The 24,596-nt window shown below is 60.5% G+C and carries 24 protein-coding genes and 1 other RNA gene; 21 read left to right on the top strand and 4 right to left on the bottom strand.

The annotated features are described in order from the left end of the window. The first annotated feature begins 120 nt into the window (after positions 1-120). The 5 genes from petA to BLU11_RS12590 all read left to right on the top strand — a co-directional run bounded on the left by petA (position 121) and on the right by BLU11_RS12590 (position 3,956). Positions 121-714, top strand: coding sequence for a ubiquinol-cytochrome c reductase iron-sulfur subunit (petA, locus tag BLU11_RS12610; RefSeq protein WP_090273870.1), 594 nt, complete (start codon positions 121-123; stop codon positions 712-714). Continuing rightward, positions 714-1,937, top strand: coding sequence for a cytochrome b (locus BLU11_RS12605; protein ID WP_090273868.1), 1,224 nt, complete (start codon positions 714-716; stop codon positions 1,935-1,937). Before petA ends, BLU11_RS12605 begins: the two co-directional genes overlap by 1 nt. Continuing rightward, positions 1,937-2,722 (top strand): cytochrome c1, encoded by a 786-nt coding sequence (locus BLU11_RS12600; RefSeq protein ID WP_090273866.1) that lies wholly within the window; start codon positions 1,937-1,939, stop codon positions 2,720-2,722. Before BLU11_RS12605 ends, BLU11_RS12600 begins: the two co-directional genes overlap by 1 nt. A 169-nt stretch (positions 2,723-2,891) precedes the next feature. Continuing rightward, positions 2,892-3,521 carry a glutathione S-transferase N-terminal domain-containing protein gene (locus BLU11_RS12595; protein WP_090273865.1) on the top strand — a complete coding sequence of 210 codons (630 nt, stop codon included), beginning with the start codon at positions 2,892-2,894 and terminating at the stop codon, positions 3,519-3,521. A gap of 42 nt (positions 3,522-3,563) precedes the next feature. Further along, on the top strand, positions 3,564-3,956 hold the full coding sequence (locus BLU11_RS12590) for a ClpXP protease specificity-enhancing factor (RefSeq protein ID WP_090276457.1): 393 nt from the start codon (positions 3,564-3,566) through the stop codon (positions 3,954-3,956). Between the two features lie 76 nt (positions 3,957-4,032). Here BLU11_RS12590 and BLU11_RS12585 read toward each other — a convergent pair whose 3' ends face one another. The 4 genes from BLU11_RS12585 to BLU11_RS12570 are packed head-to-tail and all read right to left on the bottom strand — an operon-like array spanning position 4,033 to position 7,397. Further along, complete coding sequence (locus BLU11_RS12585; RefSeq protein ID WP_090273863.1) at positions 4,033-4,599, bottom strand: BON domain-containing protein; 567 nt, start codon at positions 4,597-4,599, stop codon at positions 4,033-4,035. Beyond that, entirely contained in the window at positions 4,596-5,189 is a 594-nt protein-coding gene (locus BLU11_RS12580; RefSeq protein ID WP_090273861.1) for a phosphoheptose isomerase, read from the bottom strand. Before BLU11_RS12580 ends, BLU11_RS12585 begins: the two co-directional genes overlap by 4 nt. Before the next feature lie 13 nt (positions 5,190-5,202). Next, positions 5,203-5,568 carry a YraN family protein gene (locus BLU11_RS12575; RefSeq protein ID WP_407920255.1) on the bottom strand — a complete coding sequence of 122 codons (366 nt, stop codon included), beginning with the start codon at positions 5,566-5,568 and terminating at the stop codon, positions 5,203-5,205. Positions 5,569-5,573: 5 nt separating this feature from the next. Then, entirely contained in the window at positions 5,574-7,397 is a 1,824-nt protein-coding gene (locus tag BLU11_RS12570; RefSeq protein WP_157718676.1) for a penicillin-binding protein activator, read from the bottom strand. A 133-nt stretch (positions 7,398-7,530) separates the two neighbouring features. Here BLU11_RS12570 and rsmI point away from each other — a divergent pair, with 133 nt between their 5' ends. The 16 genes from rsmI to ftsA all read left to right on the top strand — a co-directional run bounded on the left by rsmI (position 7,531) and on the right by ftsA (position 24,536). Then, a complete protein-coding gene (gene rsmI, locus BLU11_RS12565) occupies positions 7,531-8,379 on the top strand; it encodes a 16S rRNA (cytidine(1402)-2'-O)-methyltransferase (protein ID WP_090273853.1) in 849 nt (282 codons plus the stop codon). An 82-nt stretch (positions 8,380-8,461) separates the two neighbouring features. Next, positions 8,462-8,812, top strand: an RNA gene (gene rnpB / locus BLU11_RS12560) — RNase P RNA component class A. 301 nt (positions 8,813-9,113) lie between these two features. Continuing rightward, positions 9,114-9,569: a division/cell wall cluster transcriptional repressor MraZ gene (gene mraZ, locus BLU11_RS12555; RefSeq protein ID WP_090273851.1), complete on the top strand. Its 456-nt coding sequence runs from the start codon at positions 9,114-9,116 to the stop codon at positions 9,567-9,569. Continuing rightward, a complete protein-coding gene (gene rsmH, locus BLU11_RS12550) occupies positions 9,566-10,507 on the top strand; it encodes a 16S rRNA (cytosine(1402)-N(4))-methyltransferase RsmH (RefSeq protein WP_090273849.1) in 942 nt (313 codons plus the stop codon). The genes mraZ and rsmH overlap by 4 nt, the downstream gene beginning before the upstream one ends. Continuing rightward, positions 10,504-10,818 carry a cell division protein FtsL gene (ftsL, locus tag BLU11_RS12545; RefSeq protein ID WP_090273848.1) on the top strand — a complete coding sequence of 105 codons (315 nt, stop codon included), beginning with the start codon at positions 10,504-10,506 and terminating at the stop codon, positions 10,816-10,818. The genes rsmH and ftsL overlap by 4 nt, the downstream gene beginning before the upstream one ends. Further along, positions 10,815-12,560, top strand: a complete 1,746-nt coding sequence (locus tag BLU11_RS12540) for a peptidoglycan D,D-transpeptidase FtsI family protein (protein WP_090273846.1) — start codon at positions 10,815-10,817, stop codon at positions 12,558-12,560. The genes ftsL and BLU11_RS12540 overlap by 4 nt, the downstream gene beginning before the upstream one ends. Then, complete coding sequence (locus BLU11_RS12535; RefSeq protein ID WP_090276455.1) at positions 12,560-14,008, top strand: UDP-N-acetylmuramoyl-L-alanyl-D-glutamate--2,6-diaminopimelate ligase; 1,449 nt, start codon at positions 12,560-12,562, stop codon at positions 14,006-14,008. The genes BLU11_RS12540 and BLU11_RS12535 overlap by 1 nt, the downstream gene beginning before the upstream one ends. Further along, positions 14,001-15,374, top strand: a complete 1,374-nt coding sequence (locus BLU11_RS12530) for a UDP-N-acetylmuramoyl-tripeptide--D-alanyl-D-alanine ligase (RefSeq protein ID WP_090273845.1) — start codon at positions 14,001-14,003, stop codon at positions 15,372-15,374. The genes BLU11_RS12535 and BLU11_RS12530 overlap by 8 nt, the downstream gene beginning before the upstream one ends. A 5-nt stretch (positions 15,375-15,379) precedes the next feature. Further along, the gene (mraY, locus tag BLU11_RS12525; protein WP_090273842.1) at positions 15,380-16,462 is read left to right on the top strand and encodes a phospho-N-acetylmuramoyl-pentapeptide-transferase; all 1,083 of its coding nucleotides are present in this window, start codon (positions 15,380-15,382) and stop codon (positions 16,460-16,462) included. 10 nt (positions 16,463-16,472) lie between these two features. Beyond that, complete coding sequence (gene murD, locus BLU11_RS12520; RefSeq protein WP_090273840.1) at positions 16,473-17,822, top strand: UDP-N-acetylmuramoyl-L-alanine--D-glutamate ligase; 1,350 nt, start codon at positions 16,473-16,475, stop codon at positions 17,820-17,822. Beyond that, positions 17,819-18,997: a putative lipid II flippase FtsW gene (gene ftsW / locus BLU11_RS12515; RefSeq protein WP_090273838.1), complete on the top strand. Its 1,179-nt coding sequence runs from the start codon at positions 17,819-17,821 to the stop codon at positions 18,995-18,997. The genes murD and ftsW overlap by 4 nt, the downstream gene beginning before the upstream one ends. After that, the gene (murG, locus tag BLU11_RS12510) at positions 18,987-20,060 is read left to right on the top strand and encodes an undecaprenyldiphospho-muramoylpentapeptide beta-N-acetylglucosaminyltransferase (RefSeq protein ID WP_090273836.1); all 1,074 of its coding nucleotides are present in this window, start codon (positions 18,987-18,989) and stop codon (positions 20,058-20,060) included. Before ftsW ends, murG begins: the two co-directional genes overlap by 11 nt. Before the next feature lie 22 nt (positions 20,061-20,082). Continuing rightward, entirely contained in the window at positions 20,083-21,501 is a 1,419-nt protein-coding gene (gene murC / locus BLU11_RS12505; protein ID WP_231702339.1) for a UDP-N-acetylmuramate--L-alanine ligase, read from the top strand. Then, positions 21,501-22,418: a D-alanine--D-alanine ligase gene (locus BLU11_RS12500; protein WP_090273832.1), complete on the top strand. Its 918-nt coding sequence runs from the start codon at positions 21,501-21,503 to the stop codon at positions 22,416-22,418. The genes murC and BLU11_RS12500 overlap by 1 nt, the downstream gene beginning before the upstream one ends. Positions 22,419-22,437: 19 nt before the next feature. Next, positions 22,438-23,301 (top strand): cell division protein FtsQ/DivIB, encoded by an 864-nt coding sequence (locus BLU11_RS12495; RefSeq protein ID WP_090273830.1) that lies wholly within the window; start codon positions 22,438-22,440, stop codon positions 23,299-23,301. A gap of 2 nt (positions 23,302-23,303) precedes the next feature. Next, on the top strand, positions 23,304-24,536 hold the full coding sequence (gene ftsA, locus BLU11_RS12490) for a cell division protein FtsA (RefSeq protein ID WP_090273829.1): 1,233 nt from the start codon (positions 23,304-23,306) through the stop codon (positions 24,534-24,536). Positions 24,537-24,596 lie beyond the last annotated feature (60 nt).

Here is a 24,596-nt window from a genome sequence, read left to right as displayed (position 1 = left end):
GAGATCGCCTTGTCATGAAGGGGCTTTTTCATTACCATCTGTTTCATTTTGTGCAGGCAGTTAAAAACTTGAAAAGGCCTTGTTTTCAAAGGGCTGAATTAGCTGATGGGAGACGACTGGATGAGTAATGACGGCGTAAATAACGGCCGGCGTCGCTTCCTGGTGGCAGCCACGGGTGTCGTGGGTGCTGCTGGTGTAGTGGGGGTTGCTGTGCCCTTTGTGGGGTCATGGTTCCCAAGCGCAAGAGCCAAGGCGGCAGGTGCGCCGGTTAAGGTGAATATCAGCAAGATCGAGCCGGGGCAGCAGATTATTGCTGAATGGCGCGGTCAGCCGGTATTCATCTCGCGCAGAACGCCGGAAGCACTGGCTCTTCTTGATGAAATGGACAAGGTTGTTGCTGACCCGCAATCCGAGGCCTCCGACCAGCCTGACTACGTTGATGGCAAGACTCGGGCCATCAAGGCGGAGGTTCTGGTGGTGATGGGTATCTGTACGCACCTTGGTTGCTCGCCGCTGTTCAAGCCGGAAGTTGCTGCCGCCGATATGGGTGCCGATTGGAAGGGTGGCTATTTCTGCCCGTGCCATGGCTCCTTCTACGACATGTCCGGTCGCGTATTCAAAGGTATGCCGGCTCCGCTGAACCTCCCCGTACCCCCGCATACTTACGAGTCCGATGACGTCATCATCGTCGGCGTGGATGAGGAAACAGCCTGATGAGCAAACTACTCAACTGGGTCAACGAACGTATGGCCGTCACTCAGGTATGGGAAGACCACCTGAGTAAGTATTACGCACCGAAGAACTTCAACTTCTTCTATTTCTTCGGCTCGCTGGCGATGCTGGTTCTGGTTAACCAGATCATCACCGGCATCTGGCTGACCATGAGCTATGAGCCTTCCGGTGCGGGCGCTTTCGCCTCGGTGGAATACATCATGCGCGACGTGGAATATGGCTGGCTGCTGCGCTATCTGCACTCCACCGGCGCTTCTGCCTTCTTCGTGGTCATCTACCTGCACATGCTGCGCGGTATCATGTACGGTTCGTACCAGAAGCCACGTGAGCTGGTCTGGACTTTCGGTATGCTGATCTACCTGGCGCTGATGGCTGAAGCCTTCATGGGTTATCTGTTGCCTTGGGGGCAGATGTCCTATTGGGGGGCTCAGGTGATCATTTCGCTGTTTGGTGCGATTCCATTCATCGGCCCGGACCTGGCACAGTGGGTGCGTGGTGACTACCTGATTTCCGGTATCACTCTGAACCGCTTCTTTGCACTGCACGTTATTGCTGTGCCGATCGTTTTGCTGGGCCTGGTTGTATTGCACATCATCGCGCTGCACGAAGTTGGCTCCAACAACCCTGACGGCATCGAGATCAAGAAGCTGAAAGATGAAAACGGCGTGCCGCTGGATGGCATCCCGTTCCATCCCTATTACACCGTCAAGGACATTGTCGGCGTGGTGGTATTCCTGTTCGTGTTCTGCGCGGTGGTGTTCTTCTTCCCGGAAGGGGGAGGGTATTTCCTCGAGAAGCCGAACTTCGAAATTGCCAACCAGTTGAAAACACCTGACCATATCGCTCCGGTCTGGTACTTCACTCCGTTCTACGCCATTCTGCGCGCCGTACCTGCCATTGCCGGCTCCGCGTTCCCGGGTGTGCTGGCGATGGGTGGTGCGATTGCCGTGCTGTTCGTGCTGCCCTGGCTTGACCGTAGCCCGGTCAAATCCATTCGCTACAAGGGCTGGATGAGCAAGCTGTGGTTGGTGATCTTCTGTATCAGCTTCGTGATCCTGGGTGTGCTGGGTGCCATTCCTGCCACCGAAGGTCGTACGCTGCTGTCGCAGATCTGCACCGTTCTGTATTTTGCCTTCTTCATCCTGATGCCGTTCTACACCCGAATGGAGAAGACCAAACCGGTTCCGGAGAGGGTTACTGGCTGATGAAAAAACAATTGATTGCTTTGGTATTTGCGTTGCTGCCTGGTTTTGCGATGGCTGCCGGTGGACACGGTGTGGCGCTGGATGAAGCCAATATCGATCTGTCCGACAAGGCCTCTCTGCAGGATGGTGCGCGCACCTTCACCAACTACTGCATGGGGTGCCACTCGGCTCAATATCAGCGTTACGAGCGCGTGGCGACTGATCTGGGTATTCCCGAGCAGGTGATGCTGGATAATCTGGTGTTCAGTGATGGTAGCCTGATCGGTGACCACATGAAGATCGGCATGCGTCCCGAAGACTCCAAGGTATGGTTCGGTGCAGCGCCGCCGGATCTGACCATGGTTGCCCGTGTGCGTGGTGAGGACTGGTTGTACTCCTACATGCGCAGCTTCTATGAGGATTCGTCCCGTCCGCTGGGTTGGAACAATACCGTGTTCGAGAACGTTGGTATGCCGAACGTGCTCGGTGAGCTCCAGGGTCGCCAGATCAAGGGCTGCAAGCCGATGCCGGTCAAGGATGGCAACAAGGTCGTGCGTGACCCGCTGACCGGTGAAGCCATGCTTGAAGAACAGTGTGATGTGCTGACAGTGGTCGAAGGTACCGGTACGCAAACTGAAGAAGAGTTTGATACCACCGTGCGCAATCTGGTGGCCTTCCTCAGCTACTCGGCCGATCCGATCAAGGAAACGCGTCATCGTATAGGTGTCTATGTGTTGCTGTATCTGGCCTTCTTCTTTGTCTTCGCCTATCTGTTGAAGCGCGAATACTGGAGAGATGTGCACTGATTCCGGGCTGTCCGGATCAAATAAACGCGCCCTTAGGGGCGCGTTCTTGTTTCTGAGGTATAATGCCCGCTTTCGATAAAGGCCGGACTCACGGCTGGCCAGCGTTTTTGCGACGCTCGCCCGTGCGCAGGTGCTTTACCGTAATCCGCCACAGGATGAGGGTTGATCTATGAGTGTTACCGCCAACAAGCGTTCTTCGATGGCTTTCTTTTCCGATCCGGCTGATCAGTACTGTCATCGGGTGCGCATTGTGCTGGCAGAAAAGGGTGTGACCGTCGACGTGGTCAATGTCGAACCGGATAACCATCCGCAGGAACTGGCCGAGGCCAATCCTTACAATAGCGTACCGACATTGCTTGATCGGGATCTCGTGTTGTACGAGCCGAACATCATGATGGAGTATCTCGACGAGCGTTTTCCGCATCCGCCCCTGCTACCCGTCTACCCGGTCGCCCGTGCCAACAGTCGCTTGCTGATGTATCGCATCCAGCGCGACTGGAGTGTTCTGGTGGATATCCTCACCAATCCCAAAAGCCCCGCCGCCGCTGTTACCAAGGCGCGAAAGGAGCTGCGGGAGAGTCTGGTAGGCGTGTCGCCAGTATTCGCGGAAATGCCGTTTTTCATGAGCGACGAATTCAGCCTGGTCGACTGCTGTCTGGCGCCGATCCTGTGGCGACTGCCGAAACTGGGGATCGAGCTTCCGCGTCAGGCCAAGCCGATGCAGGACTATATGGATCGTATTTTCGCCCGGGAAGGCTTTGTCGGCAGCCTGTCTGCTGCCGAACGGGATATGCAGTAACTGCCATTCATTCTCCAGCGAAAGGAACTGAGCACGATGCAAATGAGCTCAAGCCGTCCCTATCTGATCCGGGCACTGTATGAGTGGATTCTGGATAATGACAGCACGCCCTATGTGCTGGTTAACGCAGGGTATCCAGGCACCGTGGTACCTGAAGGTTTTGTTGAGGATGACCAGGTTGTCCTGAACCTGTCCCCGAATGCCATCCGGCATCTGGAAATGGACAATGAACGAGTCTGTTTCGATGGCCGCTTCGGTGGTGTGGCGCAGCAGGTATGGCTCCCCGCTGGCGCGATCATGGCGATCTATGCTCGGGAGACGGGTCAGGGTATGGTTTTCGAAATCGAAACCGAAACCCCGCCGCCCGAGGATCACGAACCGACGCCCGAGCCGCCCAAGTCTGGCGGTCGGCCAGCCCTCAAGGTAGTGAAATAAGCTGTAGCAACAATAAAAAGACGGCGGACCCGAAAGGGGCCGCCGCTTTTTTATTGCCTGCTCGAAGGTCGATGGCTCAGTCGATGTATTCGAACAGCTTGACGATGCGCTGCACGCCACCCACCTGCTGTACCGCAGCCACGGCGGCGTTGGCCTCGGCGTGGGTAACCAACCCCATCAGGTAGACTGCGCCGGCCTCGGTAACCACCTTGACGCGGCGTCCGGGAATGCTGCTGTCGGCCAGCATGCGGGTCTTGCTGCTGGAGGTGATCAGCGTATCGTTGTTGCGAGCCAGCAGCGATAGCTTGGGGCCTACCGTCAGCTCATTGTGCACTACCTTGACCCGCTGCACCTGCTTGACTGCCTTGCCGGCGATATCACGCAGCTCGGCGCGCGGTACCTGACCGGTGAGTAATACCACGCCGTTGTAGCTGACCACATCATAGCGGGCCTGACTTTCCAGGTCGGGATGCGCCTTGGCAATGTTGACGCTGGCCTTGGTTTCGATCAGTTGGTCGTCGATGCTGCTGCCCAGCGTCCGAGTGCCGTAATTGTGATCTATCGGCGTTTCACGGGTTGCAGTCATTACCCCGCTGCAGCCGGCCAGGGTAAGGGTCAGCAGGACGGCGGTCAGGCGGATCATTCTTCACTCCCGAACAACTGACGGTCGATCAGGTCGCACAAACAATGGATCGCCAGCAGGTGTACTTCTTGGATACGCGCAGTGGAGCGGGCCGGGACGCGGATCTCTACATCCTCCGGCAGCAGCAGGGAGGCCATGCCGCCGCCATCACGACCGGTCAGGGCTACGACCAGCATGTCACGGTCATGGGCGGCCTGGATGGCTTGCAGCACGTTGCCGGAATTGCCGCTGGTGGAGATGGCCAGTAGCACATCGCCCGGTTGACCCAGTGCGCGAATCTGTTTGGAAAAGACTTCGTCGTAACTGTAGTCGTTGGCGATTGAAGTGATGGTCGAGCTATCGGTGGTCAGCGCGATGGCTGGCAGGCTTGGACGTTCGCGCTCGAAGCGGTTGAGCAGCTCCGAGGAGAAATGCTGCGCATCGCCGGCGGAGCCACCATTGCCGCAGGTGAGGATCTTGCGCTCGCTCAGCAGGCTGCTGACCATCAACTGGCTGGCCTGTTCTATGCTGGGCCCCAACACGTCCATGGCGCGGGTCTTGGTTTCAATGCTGTCGGTGAACAACTGTCTGATACGGTGTTGCATGTCCATAAGAAAGAACTCGCTAGCAGGTGAAGGCTTCTCGGATCCATCGGAATGAGGCCGGGTCCGTGGGATCGCCGGTGGCCGCGACAACGTCGAAGCGGCAGGACTGATTGACCAGGTGCGGGTGGGTCAGCAGATAGTGATGGGCGGCAGCAATCAGGCGTTTCTGCTTGCGCCAATCCACGGTTTCCACCGGATCGCCCCACTGATTCCGTCGTCGGTAGCGTACTTCGATAAATACTACTGTATCCGCATCGCGCATGACCAGATCCAGCTCGCCCTGTTTGCAGCGGTAGTTGCGGGCGAGCAGGCGCAGGCCGGCATTCATCAGGATCTGTTCGGTGGTGCGTTCAGCCTGGTTGCCGGTGGTCTGCTTGTCGGTCAGCTGGTTCATTGTATGAACGCGGGCTCAATCAGTGGCTGCAACTGGCCATCAATCATTTCACCCCAGGACAGCTCCCGGTGAATGCGGCCGTCAGCACCCAGTGACAATATGCCGGTGGCGCCATCAATGCGGGTCTCGGGTTGTTCCTGCATCTGCCGCAGACGGCTGAAGATCCGCTGCGCATCCACGCCCATCGCATACAGGCGGCCCATGGGGCCGGCAGCGGTCGGCCAGCTGTCGACAATGATGTCATAGAGTGGGTCGGAGCGGGTCAGCAGCCAGGGTATCTCCGCAACCATGATGCCGTCGATGTCCGGGTTCGGTTCGCCATTCAGCGATAGGCGATAGGCGCGCGAAGCAGCATAGACTGGCAGCTCACCGGCATATTGGAATACCAGGGTCGGTTTGATCTGGCGTGCTTGCAGTGGATCGGCGGCGAGGAACAGGGCGTCGAGGCCGGGCCGCGGTGTGGGTTGGACCATGACGTCGCTGCCCAGAGTGTCCTGCAGGTGCTGGTTGCGTTGCTCGCTTTCGCGCACACGCAACAGGTCGGCGATCTGGCCGGAAATATTCGCGGGCGCATCGATGGTTTCCTGGCCGGTCAATACGCCGCCCAATTCCTGCCACCGTGCGGCGAACGCCTGTGCAGAGCGCGATCCCCAATCATCGCCATTGGTCAGCATCGCCATTTGTCGGTGGCCGTCCTGCCAAGCGCGCAACGCAGCCGAGCGGGCCTCGTGTTCGGGCGCCAGGCCAAACTGGAACAGGCCGGCCGGTGGTGTGGTGGTGTCGGCGTAGTTCAGTGCCAGCGTCGGCAGTGGCAGCTCGGGTAGTTGAGCCAGGCTGGCAACCTGTTGTCGATCCAGCGGCCCGATGACCCATTGCACGCCGTCTGCCTGGGCCTGCTGATAGAACTGCAGCAGATCGATATAGGCACCGCTGTCATACAGGCTGATACGGGGCTGGGCGAGGCCTTGGCTGTGGGCTCGATATTGAGCGGAAAGAAAGCCGTCACGCAGTGCATCGGCAGCAGCTGCCAGCCCGCCGTCGAAAGGCAGCAGCAGGGCGACGTGTTGCGGGCGCTGGGCGTGGAGCTCCATCAACCGGCTGATGCTCTCCGGTGGCATGATGGCAGCTGGGTGGGTGGGGTGCTTGTCTTTCCATTGCTGCATGGCATACACCTGAAGATCCAGGTTGCCATGGTCGCGGGCAATCAGCGCCAGACTCAGCCAGCCGGCCAGGTCGCCAGTGGCGGAGCTGGAGGCTTCACGCAGGCTTTCGACAGGCGCCTGGTTCAGGTTGTCCCAGATGGCGGCGAGGTTGTCCTGCTGGGCTTGCGCAGACAACAGATTGTGCATGAAGACACGTTCCTGCACGGCACTGAGGTGTTCGCCCGCGGCAGCCATGGTCTCTGCGCGCAGCAGCTGGATATCGAGCTGGGCTTCGGGCGTCAGCGCGTCGAGCCGTTCCAGTGATGGGTGGCGCAGGGCGCGCAGCGCGGCATCCGGTTGCCCCAGAGCCAATTCGCTGCGTGCCTGCAGCTCACTGAAGCGCTGCTGCTGATCCAGCGGCAGATCGCTTTGCGGAATCATTCCGAGGATGCTGCGTACCCGGTCCGGTTGATTGCGGCTCCAGGCTGTCTGGGCTGCATGCAGTCGCAGCAGGTGCGCCTCGGCACCCGAACGGCGCTCGGCCTGGTGGAGGATGTCTTCGACGGGGGTGGCCGTGGTGGTGGGCAGCTCCGACAGGTGGCGGGGCGTCGAGGAGCAGCCGGCCATCAGCGAGGCCAGCAGCAGGCCGGCAAGCGGCAGGCGAATCATGCGGAGCATCAGGCAGGGTACCTTGTTGGCGCGTGAGCATTTGACCTGCATTGTAACCAAGGGGCGTTAACCTCGCCATGTGCTTCGCGGTAACCCGTTCACGTCCTGTACAATGAACGGCAAATTCACCACAGGATTTGCTATGGTCGCCACCACCGGTACCTTGTATGTCGTCGCCACGCCGATCGGCAACTTGCAGGATCTGACACCCCGTGCACTGGAGGTGCTCAACTCGGTCAATCTGATCGCTGCGGAGGATACGCGTCACAGCGGTCGGCTGCTGCAGCATTTCGGTGTGCAGACTCCGACCACTGCCTGTCATGATCATAACGAGCGGGGCAAGAGTCTGCGGCTGGTAGAGCGTATGCTTGCCGGCGAAGATCTGGCACTGATCTCTGACGCCGGCACGCCGCTGATTTCCGATCCAGGTTTCCATCTGGTGCGCATGGCGCGCGAAGCCGGAGTGCGGGTCTGTCCGGTGCCGGGCGCCTGTGCGCTGATTGCCGGGCTGAGCGCGGCGGGCCTGCCATCGGATCGATTTGCCTTTGAAGGTTTTTTGCCGGCCAAGACCCACGGTCGGCGGCAGCGGATTCAGGAGCTGGTCGCAGAGCAGCGCACCTGGATGATCTACGAAGCACCGCACCGTCTGCTGGAGTGCCTGGAGGATCTGCTCGATTTGCTGGGGTCTGAGCGCCAGGTAGTGCTGGCTCGGGAGCTGACCAAGACCTTCGAAACCATCAAGGGCGCGCCGCTGGTCGAGCTGGTCCAGTGGGTGCGCGCGGATGCCGATCAGCAGCGTGGCGAGTGCGTGTTGATAATCGAGGGCGCAGCGCAATCGGTGGACAGCGATGCGCTTGACCCTGCCGCGGAGCGGGTTTTGGATATTCTGCTGACGGAATTGCCGGTCAAGCAGGCTGCAGCACTGGCGGCGCAGATCACCGGGTTGAAGAAGAATCGGCTGTATCAGCTGGCCCTGCAGAAAACCGCCTGACTATCTCATGTGCGCGGGGATAACCCGTCCTTGAGCTATCAGGGCTTGCCGCAGAGGGGCAATCGGGCTACTCTTGCGCTCAGGAGTTGGCTGGACAGTCGCTGTATCGCATTGGCGGTATGGAGGAAAGTCCGGGCTCCATAGGGCAGAGTGCCAGGTAACGCCTGGGGGGCGTGAGCCTACGGAAAGTGCAGCAGAGAGCAGACCGCCTAAGCGCGCAAGCGCCGGTAAGGGTGAAAGGGTGCGGTAAGAGCGCACCGCGCGACTGGCAACAGTTCGTGGCATGGTAAACCCCACTCGGAGCAAGACCAAATAGGAACCCATCGGTGCGGCCCGCACTGGGTTCGGGTAGGTTGCTACAGGCAGTCAGTGATGGCTGTCGCAGAGGAATGACTGTTCTCGACAGAACCCGGCTTACAGGCCAACTCCTATTTTTATTCTGCTGTAGAAAATTTCGCGAAAAAAATCCTGTCACCTCATGTTTAACTTTAAGTTGCATGAGCATTCCCTTGTTATTGCTCTGATTCTTCCTTTCAGTTCATCCCGCGCTTGGGATCTTTTACCCTGCATTGCCCCTAAACCCACGTCACATAAGGCTTTTTCTGTGAATTGGTTACTTGACGCTGTTTGGGCGCCTTTCTATAGTGTGCGAAAGTGGGTTGAAGTGGGCGAAAGTGGATTTTTTTGGGTTTTCCATTGTCATAGCAGTGGTCTCATCAGGGGAATAACAAAAAGTGTTTCGTGGAGCGAACGCCATCAATCTGGACGCCAAGGGGCGACTCGCGATGCCTGCCCGGCATCGTGACCGTCTGTTGGAGTCTTGTGGCGGCCAGCTTGTCGCGACCATTGCCCTGGAAGAACGCTGTCTGTGGATCTATCCGCTGCATGAATGGGAGGCGGTGGAACAGCAGCTGCGCAAGGCGCCGAACATGCACCCCGGAGTCAAACGACTCAACCGTCTGTTGATCGGTAATGCCAACGAAATAGAACTGGACAGTCATGGCCGCTTTGTCGTGCCGCCACTGTTACGCGATCATGCCAGCCTGGACAAGAAAGTCATGCTGGTGGGTCAATTGAGCAAATTCGAGCTGTGGAGTGAAGAGGTCTGGCAGACCACCACCGCAGCTTATCTGGAAGAAGAGCAGGACGTTGGCGAACTGCCGGCGGAACTGCACTCACTGAGCCTATGAATCAGCAGACCGAATTGAAACATGTCAGTGTACTGCTGAACGAAGCGCTGGAAGGGTTGGCGGTTCGGCCGGAAGGCACTTATATAGATGGCACTTTCGGCCGCGGCGGGCACAGTCGCGCCATCCTGCAGCAGCTCGCCGAGGGGGGGCGGCTGCTCGGCTTCGACAAGGACCCGGAGGCGATACGGGTCGGAAACCAGCTGGCGGCCGAAGACGGCCGCTTTGTCGTTGTACAGCGTTCGTTTGCCGACATGGCTGAGGAGCTGCGTGAGCGCGGCCTGCATGGTCGTGTCGACGGGGTTTTGCTGGATCTGGGAGTGTCTTCACCACAATTGGACGACCCGCAGCGTGGCTTCAGCTTCCTTCATGACGGTCCGCTGGACATGCGCATGAATCCGGATGCAGGGCAGAGCGCTGCCGACTGGATCAATACCGCCGACGAGGCCGATATCGCCACCGTACTCTGGGAATACGGCGAGGAACGTTTCTCCCGGCGCATGGCTCGGGCCATCGTCACTCGCCGCGCCGAGCAGCCATTCACCCGCACCGCCGACCTGGCCGAAGTGATCAAGGTCGCCAACCCCGCCTGGGAAAAGCACAAGCATCCGGCCACTCGTGCCTTTCAGGGTATTCGCATCTTTATCAATCGTGAGCTGGAGGATCTGTCCGACGGCCTGCGTGCTGCACTCGACGTATTGGCGCCGGGCGGTCGGCTGGCGGTGATCAGTTTCCATTCGCTGGAGGATCGGCAGGTCAAGCAGTTCATGCGTCGCGAAGCCAAGGGTGCGCCGTTACCCCGTGGGCTGCCGATACGTGATGTGGATATCCAGACCAGCCTGAAACTCATCGGCAAGGCAGCCAAGCCATCTGCCGATGAAATTGCCGTCAATCCCCGCGCCCGCAGTGCGGTATTACGTGTGGCGGAGAAACATAGATGAACGACCAGGCTCTACCCGCAGCCGATATTGCCCGTTCCGGCCTCCCCGCCGGCAGCGGCTGGCTGCTGGTGGTCTGGGTAATCATCCTGGGTAGTGCTCTGGCGGTGCCCTACAGCGCGCATTGGAGCCGGCAACTGCTCAACGAGCTGGCCACCGAAATGACTCAGCGAGAAAAGGCCCAGGCGGAATGGGGTCGGCTGATACTGGAGCAGAGCACTTGGACGGCGCATAGCCGGGTCGAGGCGATTGCCACGCGTCAGCTGGGCATGCGCGTGCCCGAGCCTGGCGAAGTGATCCTGGTGCAGCCATGAAAAAATTCACTTTCGAATCCAATGGTAGTCTTTATCCCTGGCGCTTCAGACTGGTTATCGGTCTGCTCGGATTGTGCTGTGTGGCGATTGCCTGGCGCATTGTCGAACTACATGTGCTGGACGAAGGCTTCCTGAAGAATCAGGGCGACAAGCGCAGCGTGCGGCATGTGCCGATTCCCGCTCACCGTGGGCAGATCACTGATCGCAACGGCGAGCCGCTGGCGGTGAGCACGCCGGTGCTGACCATCTGGGCCAACCCATCGCAACTGATCAGTCAGAAGACCCATTGGCCCAGTCTGGCCAAGGCGCTGGGTACCGATCTGTCTACCTTCAGCCAGCGGCTGCAGAGCAACGCCGACAAGGAATTCATCTACCTGCGCCGGCGCATGGTGCCCGCCGATGGTGAAGCGGTCATGGCATTGAAGGTGCCTGGGGTATACAGCATTGAGGAGTACCGGCGCTTTTATCCGGCGGGTGAGGTGTCGGCGCATCTGGTCGGCTTCACCAACGTCGATGAAAAAGGCCAGGAAGGTGTCGAGCTGTCCTATGATCATTGGCTGGAAGGCGTGCCTGGTAAGCGGCAGGTGCTGCAGGACCGGCGCGGACGTTTGATCAAGGATGTGCAGGTCATCAGCAACGCCCGCCCGGGTAATGATCTGGCGCTGTCCATTGATCTGCGGTTGCAATATCTGGCGCACCGCCAGTTGCGCGAAGCGCTGCAGGAGTTCGAAGCCCGGGCCGGTTCCATCGTCATGCTGGATGTGCGTACCGGCGAAGTGCTGGCGATGGTCAACCATCCTACCTATAACCCGAACAATCGCGCCAAACTCAAGCCGGATATGATGCGCAACCGTGCCCTGATCGACGTCTTCGAGCCCGGCTCCACGGTCAAGCCGATATCCATGAGCGCGGCTCTGGCGTCTGGCCGCTGGAAGCCGGCGGACAAGGTCAATGTCTACCCCGGCACTCTGCGGATTGGTCGCTACACCATTCGTGATGTTTCCCGCGCCCCTGGCGGCGAGCTCGACCTGACCGGCATCCTGCTCAAGTCTAGCAACGTCGGCATGAGCAAGATTGCCTTCGATATCGGCGGCCCGGCCCTGCGTGAAACCATGCAGAATGTCGGTTTCGGTCAATATACCGGTCTGGGATTTCCCGGCGAGCGTGTGGGTAACCTGCCGAGTTACCGTGAATGGCGCCAGGCCGAGACGGCGGCGCTTTCCTATGGTTATGGGCTGTCGGTAACCACCATGCAGATGGCCCAGGCCTATGCGATTCTGGCCAACGATGGCCGCAAGGCGCCCATGTCACTGCTGCGCATCAACGAGCAGCCGGACGCTGAGCAGGTCATTCCCGAGAACGTCGCTCTGACTGTACAGGGCATGCTGCAGCAGGTCATCGAGGCGCCCGGTGGCACCTTCCGCGCACAGGTGCCCGGCTATCACGTCTCCGGCAAGAGCGGCACGGCACGCAAGACCAGCGTCGGCAGCAAGGGCTACAAGGAAGATTCCTATCGCTCGCTGTTTGCCGGATTCGCCCCCAGCAGCAACCCACGTATCGCCATCGCCGTGGTCATCGATGAGCCTACCAAGGGTGGCTATTACGGCGGCCTGGTGGCCGCGCCGGTATTCAGTGGTTTGATGTCCAATGCGTTGCGCCTGCTGAATATCACCCCGGATAACCTGGTGGAGATGCAGCAGGTCGAGTTGCCGTCGATGGACAAAGAAGAGGAGCGCGGATGATGCAGCTCCAGCAGATCATTCCCCAGTGGCAGGGTGCTCCGGTGAATATCACCGACCTGACCCTGGACAGCCGCAAGGTTGCGCCGGGCTTTCTGTTTCTGGCGGTGCCAGGTCAGCGCCACGATGGGCGCGAGCACATTGAACAGGCCATTGCCGCGGGTGCTGCGGCAGTAGCTTATGAAACAGGTGACGGCTTCACCTGCGGCGCAGCGGTGCCTTTGCTGGCCATAGAACACTTGTCCGCACAGCTGTCGGCCATTGCCGCGCGGTTTTATGGCGAGCCCGCCAGCAGTCTGGGCCTGATCGCCACCACCGGAACCAACGGCAAGACCAGTGTCAGCCAGATGCTGGCCCAGGCGTTGAACAGCCTGAACCAGCCATGCGGTGTCATCGGCACTCTGGGCAGCGGTATGCCTGGCGCGTTGCTCGATCACGGCATGACCACACCGGATGCGCTGGCCGTCCAGCAGCAACTGGCGCGCTTGCGTGATGAGGGAGCGCAGCGGGTAAGCATGGAGGTGTCATCCCATGCACTGGATCAGGGGCGTGTTGCTGCACTGCAGTTCGAGGTGGGCATCTTCACCAACCTCAGCCGCGACCATCTGGACTACCACGGCGACATGGCCAGCTACGGTGCGGCGAAAGCCCGTCTGTTGACGCAGTCCCGCACGGCTGTGGTGAATATCGACGATGCTTTTGGCCGAGCGTTGGCAGCCGGCTCTCCGGTGCCTGTGTCGACCTACGGCGTGAGCGACAACACCGCAGACCTGTATTGCAGTGATATCCGCTTCGACGCCGAGGGTATCAAGGCGCGCTTGCACACGCCGGTTGGAATGGTCGACCTGTGCAGTCCGCTGCTGGGCAGCTTCAATCTGTCGAATGTGCTGGCCGTCGCGGGCGCCTTGCTGGCGCTGGACGTGCCACTGCAGCGGATCGCTGCGCTGATCGGCGAACTGTTACCGCCGACCGGCCGCATGCAGCGTCTGGGCGGTAATGGTCAGCCATTGGTGGTTATCGATTATGCGCACACACCGGACGCATTGGAGAAGGCGCTCGCCGCCCTGCGGGCCCACGTTGCCGGACGGCTGATCTGTGTGTTCGGCTGCGGTGGTGATCGCGATCGTGGCAAGCGTCCCTTGATGGGCCGCATCGCCGAGCTGGGCGCCGATCATTTGGTGCTGACCGATGACAATCCGCGTACCGAAGCTTCGGCGGCAATTATCAGCGAAATCAGCGCCGGTATTGAACATCCACAACGGGCGGCAGTCATAGCCAACCGTGCCGAGGCCATCGGCCAGACCATTGCCAGTGCCGACGCCGGAGACATCATCCTGGTTGCCGGCAAGGGCCACGAAATATATCAGGAGATTGATGGGGTGCGTCATCCTTTCAGTGATATCGAACAGGCCGAACGCGCCTTGAAGTACCGGGAGGAGCATCATGCTTGAAGCCATGCGCCTGTCGGATCTGGTCAAACCGCTCAATGCAAGCCTGCATGCTATCGATGCCAGCTTCGACAACGTCAGTATCGATGCTCGTCACATCCAACCCGGTGGGCTATTTGTGGCGCTGCCGGGCACCCGCGTCGATGGACATGATTTTATCGCCCAGGCGCGTGTCAATGGGGCTGCTGCTGCGCTGGTCGAACACGCTGTGGACGATGCCTTACCGCAACTGGTCGTGCATGACTGTGCCCATGCGCTGGGTCAGCTCGGTGCGCTGAATCGCGCCGCCTTCGCCGGACCGCTGGTAGCTATTACCGGCTCCAGCGGTAAAACCACGGTCAAGGAAATGCTGGCGTCGATTCTGGGAGAGTGTGGTCCGGTATTGGCCACCCGTGGCAACCTCAACAATGAATTGGGTGTGCCGCTGACCCTGCTGGAGCTGGCGCCGGAACACCAGTACGCGGTGGTGGAAATGGGCGCCGCTGCGCTGGGTGATATCGCCTACAGCATGCGCCTGGCCAAGCCCAGTGTGAGCGTGCTGACCAATGCAGGCGTAGCACATCTCGGCCGATTCGGCAGCGAGCAGGCCATCGCCGAGGCCAAGGGCGAAATCTTTGCCGGTCTGGACAGTCAGGGGCAGGGCGTGATCAATCTCGACAGCCCCTGGTTCGAGAGCTGGTATCAGACCTTGGGCAACCGTAAGGCGCATGTCTTCAGTACCCAGAATCCGACCGCCGAACTGCGCGCTGAAGACATTCGCCTCGACGAACGCGGCTGCTCGGGTTTCAGGTTGGTGACTCCGAGCGGAGCAGTCGACATCCAGCTCGATCTGCTGGGTCGGCACAACGTGGCCAACGCCCTGGCTGCAACAGGTGCGGCGCTGGCGCTTAAGGTTCCGCTGGAAGCGATCAGCCGCGGGCTCCGTAAGTTGCAGCCGATGGCTGGTCGCGGTCAAAGCCTGCCGGGATACAACGGCGCAGTGATCATTGATGACAGCTACAACGCCAATCCGGTGTCGGTATGCGTGGCAATAGACCTGCTGGCCGGCCTGGACGGCCAACGTCTGCTGGTGCTCGGCGATATGGGGGAGCTGGGGCAACTGGAAGAACAGGCACACGCCGAGGTAGGCGCCTATGCCAAGGCGCAGGGACTGGACGGTCTGTATGCCACGGGTCGTTTGTCGGCCCTGGCGGCTGAAAAATTCGGTGAAGGTGCACAGGTCTTCGCTGATCGCGCCGAACTGGCTGCAGCTCTCAAGACAAAGCTGGACCCGCAGACCCGGGTACTGGTCAAGGGCTCGCGTAGTGCGGGAATGGAAGAAGTCGTCGCCGCTCTGGTGGCAGGCTCGCAAATCATGGAAGGGGGCTAGCCGACATGCTGCTGATACTTGCGCAATATCTACAACAGTTTCACACCGGGTTCGGGGTTTTCCAGTATCTGACACTGCGCGGCATTTTCGGTGTGCTCACCGCGCTGGGCCTGGCGTTGTTTCTCGGGCCGTGGATGATCCGGACCCTGAGTTTCCGCCAGATCGGCCAGTCGGTACGCCACGATGGTCCTCAGTCGCACCTGTCCAAGGCCGGTACGCCAACCATGGGCGGCGCGCTCATTCTGATGGCGATCACCATCAGCACACTGCTGTGGGCTGATCTGAGCAACCTGTACGTCTGGGTGGTATTGGGCGTCACGGTCAGCTTCGGGGCCATCGGCTGGGTCGATGACTACCGCAAGGTGGTGGAAAAGAACTCCCGTGGTCTGGCGTCGCGCTGGAAATATCTCTGGCAATCGGTGTTCGGCCTGGTGGCCGCTGTGGTGCTGTATCTGGCCGCCGATACGCCGGTGGATACCACGCTGATCGTGCCTTTCTTCAAGAACGTCGAGTTCCAGCTGGGCATCTTTTTCGTGGTGCTGACCTACTTCGTCATCGTCGGTTCCAGCAACGCGGTCAACCTGACTGACGGCCTGGATGGTCTGGCAATCCTGCCGACGGTGATGGTCGGTGGCGCGCTGGGCATCTTTGCCTATCTGTCGGGCAACTTCCAGTTCTCCCAATATCTGCTGATTCCCTACGTAGAGGGATCGGGCGAACTGCTGATCTTCTGCGGCGCGCTGATCGGCGCCGGCCTCGGTTTCCTATGGTTCAACACCTACCCGGCGCAGGTGTTCATGGGGGACGTGGGTGCGCTGGCGCTGGGCGCTGCGCTGGGGGTGATTGCGGTCATCGTCCGCCAGGAAATCGTGTTGTTCATCATGGGCGGCATCTTCGTGGTCGAGACCCTGTCGGTGATCGTCCAGGTGGCCTCGTTCAAGCTGACCGGGCGCCGGGTGTTTCGCATGGCGCCCATCCATCACCATTTTGAATTGAAGGGCTGGCCCGAGCCGCGGGTCATCGTACGTTTCTGGATCATCACCGTGGTACTGGTGCTGATCGGTCTATCCACGCTCAAGTTGCGTTGAGGAATACAAGGTGTCACTGATCACTACGGACAAACAGCGGATCATCGTCGGACTCGGGGCCACCGGTTTATCGGTTGCCCGGTATCTGGCTGGCCGTGATCTGCCGTTTGCGGTCTGTGACACGCGCGCTGAGCCGCCGGGCCTGGATAAGCTCAAGCGTTTCGCGCCCATGGCAGACCTGTATCTGGGTGAGCTGGATGCCGAGCTGCTGAGCGGCGCCGGAGAGCTGATCGTCAGCCCCGGTATCGCGCTGTCCACGCCGGCGATCAAGTCTGCGATCGACGCAGGTGTCAGCGTGGTTGGCGATATCGAGCTGTTCGCCCGTGAGGCGGATGCGCCGATCATCGCGATCACCGGCTCCAATGCCAAGACTACGGTCACCACGTTGGTGGGTGCCATGGTCGAGCAGGTGGGCAAGCGTGTCGCCGTGGGTGGCAATATCGGTACGCCGACGCTGGATCTGCTGGACGAGAAAGCCGACCTGTATGTACTGGAGCTGTCCAGCTTCCAGCTTGAAACCACTCAGACGCTGAATGCAGCGGTGGCTGTGGTGCTGAATGTCAGCGAAGACCATATGGACCGCTACACCGGTCTGGCCGCCTACCATCTGGCCAAGCATCGGATCTTCCGCGGCGCCCAGCAGGTGGTGTTCAATCGGGATGACGCCTTGACGCGGCCGTTGGTGGCGGATCAGCTGCCTTGCTGGAACTTTGGTCTGTCGCGCCCGGATTTCAAGGGTTTCGGCCTGATTGAAAAGGGCGGCCAGAGCTGGTTGGCATTCGAATTCGAGGCGCTGATGCCCACCGCTGAACTGAAGATTCGCGGCGCGCATAATCAGGCCAATGCTCTTGCAGCCCTGGCGCTGGGGCATGCGGTTGGTTTGCCGATGCCGGCAATGCTGGCGGCGCTGCGCGAGTTCGCCGGCCTGCCGCACCGCTGCCAGTGGCTTGGCCAATATGCTGGAGTGGACTACTACGACGACTCCAAGGCGACCAACGTTGGTGCGGCGCTGGCCGCCATTGAAGGTTTTGCCGCTGATCTGCAGGGCAAGCAGGTGTTGATCGCCGGCGGCGATGGCAAGGGTGCCGATTTCTCCGCGTTGCTCGGCCCGGTCGCTCGTCATTGCCGCGCGGTGATTCTGCTCGGGCGTGATGCACCGCTATTGGAGCAATTGTTCGCTGGTCATGTTTCGGTGCAGCGTGTAGCGACCCTGGATGAGGCGGTGGTTGCCGCCGCCGCCGCTGCCGAGCCGGGCGATGCGGTGTTGTTGTCACCCGCCTGCGCCAGTCTGGATATGTTTCGCAATTTTGAAGAACGCGGCCGGCTGTTTGCCGACGCCGTCGGGAGGTTGCCGGCATGATCTTCACCGATGTCGTGCAACGCTCACTGGCACCGCTGATTGGCGAACGCCGTTTCGATCTGGACCTGCCGTTACTGGTAGGCGGCCTGGCGCTGCTTGGCCTTGGTCTGGTGATGGTCACCTCGGCGTCGATGGAAGTGGCCGCCGGACAACTGGGCAACCCCCTCTATTATATGAACCGTCAGCTGGTATACATGCTGATCGGCATCATCGCCATGCTCGCCACCCTGGCGGTGCCGGTCGGGTTGTGGGAGCAGTTCCGCTTTCCGCTGCTGTTTCTGGGCTTTGCTCTGTTGATTGCTGTACTGATCCCGGGTATCGGCCGTGAGGTCAACGGCAGCTGGCGCTGGATCGCCGTCGGGCCGATCAACGTGCAGCCATCTGAACTGGCCAAGCTGTTTGCAGTGGTCTTCCTGGCCGGGTATCTGGTGCACCGCCGGGATGAGGTCAAGGAGCAGTGGTTCGGCTTCATCAAACCTTTCATGGTTTTGGGCCCGATGGCCTGGCTGCTGATCATCGAACCGGATTTTGGTGCCACTGTGGTGCTCATGGGCGCGGCCACCGGCATGCTGTTTCTCGGTGGTGTGGGTCTGATCCGCTTTACCATGCTGTTCGGTTCACTCGGCGGCCTTGCGGCGCTACTGGTTATCTTTGAACCCTATCGCCTGCAGCGTCTGACCAGCTTCCTCAATCCCTGGAATGATCCCTATGGCACCGGTTATCAGTTGACCCAGGCGTTGATCGCGTTCGGCCGTGGCGAATGGCTGGGCACCGGTCTGGGCAACAGTATCCAGAAGCAGTACTACCTGCCAGAGGCCCATACCGACTTCGTATTTGCCGTGCTGGCCGAGGAGTTGGGCCTGATTGGTGCGCTGGCGGCCTTTGCCCTGTTGATCTTCGTTGCGGTACGTGCGCTGTATATCGGGCTCTGGGCCGAAAAGGCCGGACGCTATTTTTCCGCCTATCTGGCCTACGGTCTGGCGATCATGTGGTGTGGCCAGGTGCTGATCAATGTCGGCGTGAATATCGGCCTGCTGCCGACCAAGGGGCTGACGCTGCCGTTCCTCAGTTACGGCGGCAGTTCACTGGTGGTCTGCTGTATCAGTCTGGGCTTGCTGCTGCGCATCGACTGGGAGCGCCGTCAGGCGCTGCGGGAGGCTGCCAATGGCCAGTAACGTACTGATCATGGCCGGCGGTACCGGCGGTCACGTGTTCCCGGCGCTGGCCTGTGCTCGGCTGCTACAAGAGCAGGGCTATCAGGTGCACTGGTTGGGAACACGCCGTGGCATCGAGGCGGAACTGATTCCGGCGGCCGGTATTCCCGTGCATTACATCGATATTCAAGGCCTGCGTGGCAAAGGTAAGGTCGACCTGCTGAAAGCACCGATACGCCTGCTGCGTGCGCTGTGGCAGTCGCTGGCGGTGGTGCGCGAACTGCAGCCAGTCTGTGTGCTGGGTGCAGGGGGCTATGTCACCGGGCCGGGCGGTCTGGCAGCCTGGCTGCGTCGCGTTCCATTGGTGATCCACGAGCAGAACGCGGTGGTTGGCACCACCAACCGGCTGTTGGCGAAACTGGCCGTACGCCGTTGTGAAGGTTTCGATGGCAGTTTTGCCAATGGCGCCCAGCGGCGCAGTACCGGCAACCCGGTGCGCAGTGACATTTTTGCCGCGCCGCCGATGGCCTGGGATGGCAATCGTGCCCCGCGCCTGCTGGTGCTTGGCGGCAGTCTGGGCGCCTTGCCGCTGAACAAGCTGCTGCCCGAGGCGCTGGCGCTGTTGCCCGCAGAGCAGCGGCCGCAGGTGCGTCATCAATGTGGTAAGCAACACGTGGCAGCAGCCGGGCAGGCGTACATCGAGTCTGGCATCCAAGCCGAAGTGGAGCCCTTTATTGCCGATATGGCCGAGGCCTACGCCTGGGCCGATCTGGTGGTATGCCGCGCCGGTGCCCTGACGGTGGCCGAACTGGCGGCAGCCGGCCGTCCGGCACTGCTGATCCCTCTGCCGCATGCCATTGATGATCATCAAAGCGCTAACGCGCGCTACCTGGCCGATCGCGGCGCAGCCGAGCTGCTGCCGCAGAAGACATTGACCGCTGCGCAGCTGGCGCAGCGGCTGAATACCCTGTTTACCCAACCGGAGACGTTACGACAGATGGCAGAACATGCCCGCAAGCAGGCCAAACCCGATGCTACAGCGGATGTGGTCCGCGCCTGCCTGGAGGTTGCCCGTGAATACTAAGGCCACCTACAGCCTCCCGGCAATGCGCCGTATCCGTTGTATTCACTTCGTCGGCATCGGCGGTGCGGGAATGTGCGGCATTGCCGAAGTACTGCTGAATCTGGGTTACGAGGTGTCCGGATCCGACCTCAAGCGCTCGGCCGTGACCGAGCGCCTGGAAAGCTTCGGCGCTCGGGTGGACATCGGCCATCGTGCGGAAAATGTACAGAATGCCGATGTGCTGGTGGTCTCCAGCGCGATCAATACCAGCAACCCGGAAGTGGCTGCGGCCATGGAAAAACGCATCCCGGTGGTGCCGCGTGCCCAGATGCTCGCCGAACTGATGCGCTATCGCCACGGGATTGCGGTAGCCGGTACCCACGGCAAGACCACCACCACCAGCCTGATTGCGTCGGTGCTGGCTGCTGAAGGTCTGAGTCCGACTTTCGTCATCGGTGGACGACTGACCAGCGCGGGTACCAATGCACAGCTGGGTGAGAGCCGTTATCTGGTTGCTGAAGCCGATGAAAGCGATGCCTCCTTCCTGCATCTGCAGCCGATGGCAGCAATCGTCACCAATATCGATTTCGACCACATGGCGACCTACGAGGGCGACTTCAACCGCCTCAAGCGCACCTTTGTGGAATTCCTGCACAACCTGCCGTTCTACGGCCTGGCTGTGCTGTGCATCGATGACCCGGTGGTGCGCGAGATCCTGCCGCAGATCAATCGTCAGGTGATCACTTACGGGCAATCCGAAGACGCCGATATTCGTGCTGTGGATATAGAGCAGCAGGGTATGCAGACGCACTTCACGGTGCTGCGTGAAGATCGTGAGCCGCTGCGCGTGTTCGTCAATATGCCAGGCGTGCATAACGTATTGAATGCGCTGGCGACCATTGCCGTGACTGCTGATGAAGGTGTCAGTGATGCCGCCATTGTCAAGGGACTCACCGGTTTCGAGGGTGTCGGTCGTCGCTTCCAGGTGCACGGCAATTTCCCGCTGGGCGATGACGGCGACGTCATGCTGGTAGATGACTACGGTCACCATCCCCGAGAAGTCGCCGCGGTGATAAAGGCGGTGCGTGGTGGTTGGCCGGAGCGTCGGCTGGTGATGGTGTATCAGCCGCATCGCTATTCGCGCACCCGTGACCTGTACGAAGACTTCGTGCAGGTGCTGGGCGACGCCAACGTGCTGCTGCTCATGGAAGTCTACCCCGCTGGCGAGGAGCCGGTGCCAGGCGCAGACAGCAAGCATCTGTGTCGCAGCATCCGCCTGCGCGGACAGATTGATCCGCTGTATGTCGAGCGTGATGCCGACCTCATGCCGTTGCTCAAGGCCGTGCTGCAACCGGGCGACATCCTGCTGACGCAGGGCGCCGGTGATATCGGCGGTCTGGCAACGCAGCTGGCGCGGGCGCTGACGCGGTTGGGCAACGAACAGAAAGGAGATCAAGCGTAATGGTCGACGTTAAAGCCTTTGGGCGGGTAGCGGTGCTGTACGGCGGCACGTCAGCCGAGCGGGAGGTGTCGCTGAAATCCGGCGCCGCGGTGCTATCGGCGCTGCAGGCTGCCGGTGTGGATGCCTTCGGTATCGATGCCGGCGATGATCTGGCAGAGCGGTTGATCGCTGATCGTCCCGATCGGGTGTTCATTGCACTGCATGGGCGTGGCGGCGAAGACGGCAGCCTGCAAGGGTTGTTGGAAAGCCTGAAACTGCCCTATACCGGCAGCGGTGTGATGGCTTCGGCTCTGGGTATGGACAAGCTGCGTACCAAGCAGGTGTGGCAGAGCCTCGGTCTGCCGACACCAGCTTATGCGGTGCTGCGCGACGAGCAGGAGTGCGCGGCGGTGGTCGAGCGACTGGGTACGCCGTTGATCATCAAGCCGATCCACGAAGGCTCGAGTATCGGCATGGCCAAGGTGAACAGCCTCGCCGAGCTGCAGCAGGCCTGGCAGGAAGCGCGAAAATATGATGACGTCGCGCTGGTCGAACAATGGGTCACTGGCGCCGAGTTCACCGTCGGCATCCTTGACGGCAAGGTACTGCCGGCCATCCGCCTGAGCACACCGAACATCTTCTATGACTACCAGGCCAAGTACCTGGCCTCCGATACCCAGTATCAGTGTCCCTGTGGCCTGACACCGGAGCGTGAAGCCGAGCTCGGGGAACTGTCCCTGCAGGCATTCAATGCTGTTGGCTGCCACGGCTGGGGGCGGGTCGACCTGATGCAGGACAGTGATGGCAATTTCTACCTGCTCGAGGTCAATACCTCGCCGGGCATGACCGACCACAGCCTGGTCCCTATGGCGGCTGCCGCCGCGGGACTGACATTCACCGATCTGGTACTGGCGATCCTCGCCAGTGCCCGTTACTGATCTACGGGAGCTGATGAGCATGCTGGGACTGCTGATTCGGGATCAACGCGCAGGTAAAGCTGCGGGACGGCGCAACGCGCCGAACCGCGGTGCCGTACGCGTGACCCCGGCAGCCCCGCGCAAATGGTCACGCCTGACGCTGCCATCGCTGAGTGAAGCGCGGCGCCGAATGCAACATCTGCTCTGGCCATTACTGCTGGTGATGCTGGGCATGGGGCTGTACGAGCTGGCTAACCGCCTGCAGCCGCTGGCTCAGCGACCCATCAGCCTGATCAGTGTGGAAGGCGACCTGCAGTACATAGACCGTGATTCGGTACATCAGCGTATTGAGCCCTATCTCAACGACAGCCTGCTGACCATTGATCTGGAGGCGCTGCGTGCCGATCTCATCGCCATGCCCTGGGTCGCCGGTGCAGCCGTTACCCGTGTCTGGCCGGATCAACTGGTCATCACCCTGGATGAGCATCTGCCGGTGGCGCGCTGGGGTGATTCAGCGCTGTTGAACAACGCGGGTTTTGCGTTTGCCCCAGATCAGGTCAACCGGTTCGAGGGACTGCCCCTGCTCAATGGCCCGGAACGGGCCAAGCGCCGGGTGATGCAGACCTATCAACAATTCAATCGCCTACTGCGGCCATACGGGCATGGTGTGGCACAGCTGGAATTACGTGATCGTGGCAGCTGGTTTCTGACCACCCGTGACGGTATCGAAATGCTGCTGGGACAGGGCGACGTAGTCGAAAAAATGCAACGGTTCCTGACCATCGACAAGCTGATGTTGTCAGAGCGCCGTGAACTCATAGCGCGGGTCGACCTGCGCTACAGCAACGGCATGGCAGTGGCATGGCGCGAGCCTGCAACGATTCAATCGGGGAGTAACGAGTAATCATGGCAAGCAAGCTGGGTAGCAGGATGATCGTCGGACTGGATATCGGCACCTCCAAGGTGGTCGCGCTGGTCGGCGAGATAGGTGCAGACGGTCAACTCGAGATTGTCGGCATCGGCTCGCATCCGTCTCGCGGCATGAAGAAGGGTGTGGTGGTGAATATCGAATCCACCGTGCAATCCATTCAGCGCGCCATCGAAGAGGCCGAGCTGATGGCTGGTTGCCAGATCCACTCGGTATTCGCCGGCATTGCCGGCAACCACATCCGCAGCCTGAACTCCCACGGCATCGTTGCCATCCGCGAAGGCGAAGTGGTGCAGGCCGATATCGAGCGCGTACTGGATGCCGCCCAGGCGGTTGCCATTCCGGCTGATCAGAAGGTGCTGCACATCCTGCCGCAGGAATACGTGATCGATAACCAGGAAGGCGTGCGCGAACCCCGTGGCATGTCCGGGGTGCGTCTGGAAGCCAAGGTGCACCTGGTTACCTGCGCCATGAATGCCGTGCAGAACATCGAGAAATGTATCCGCCGTTGCGGATTGGAAGTCGAGGACGTGATTCTCGAGCAGCTGGCCTCCAGCTACTCGGTGCTGACCGAAGACGAGAAGGAGCTGGGCGTGTGCATGGTGGATGTCGGCGGCGGAACCACCGATATCGCCATTTTCACCGAGGGTGCGATTCGCCACACCGCGGTGATTCCGATTGCCGGTGATCAGGTCACCAATGACATCGCCATGGCCCTGCGCACGCCGACCCAGTATGCCGAGGAAATCAAGATTCGCTATGCCTGTGCGCTGGCGAAACTGGCCGGCCCGGAGGAGACCATCAAGGTTCCCAGCGTCGGCGAACGCCCGCCGCGCGACCTGTCACGCCAGGCACTGGCGGAAGTGGTCGAGCCACGTTACGACGAATTGTTCACCCTGATCCAGGCCGAGCTGCGCCGTTCAGGTTACGAAGACATGATCCCGGCCGGCATCGTACTCACCGGTGGCACCGCCAAGATGGAAGGTGCCGTCGAACTGGCCGAAGAGATATTCCACATGCCGGTGCGCCTGGGCGTACCGCAGGAATTCAAGGGACTGGCTGACGTAGTGCGCAACCCCATCTACTCCACCGGAGTCGGGTTGCTGCACTACGGCATGCAACACCATGCCGACGGCAATCACAACAGTTCGGAGCAGAGCAGGGAGTCGCCGCTGATAAAAGTGAAGCGGTGGTTCAAGGGGAATTTTTAACAGACCCGCATGAGCGGGCGGCCGGGTAAACCGGGTGCGGTAAACGACGAAACGAAACCA

The organism is Halopseudomonas litoralis (genome assembly GCF_900105005.1).
Taxonomy (GTDB): Bacteria; Pseudomonadota; Gammaproteobacteria; order Pseudomonadales; family Pseudomonadaceae; genus Halopseudomonas; species Halopseudomonas litoralis.
Note: the sequence above shows the minus strand (reverse complement) of the source record. Positions and strands in the feature narration are given on the sequence as shown.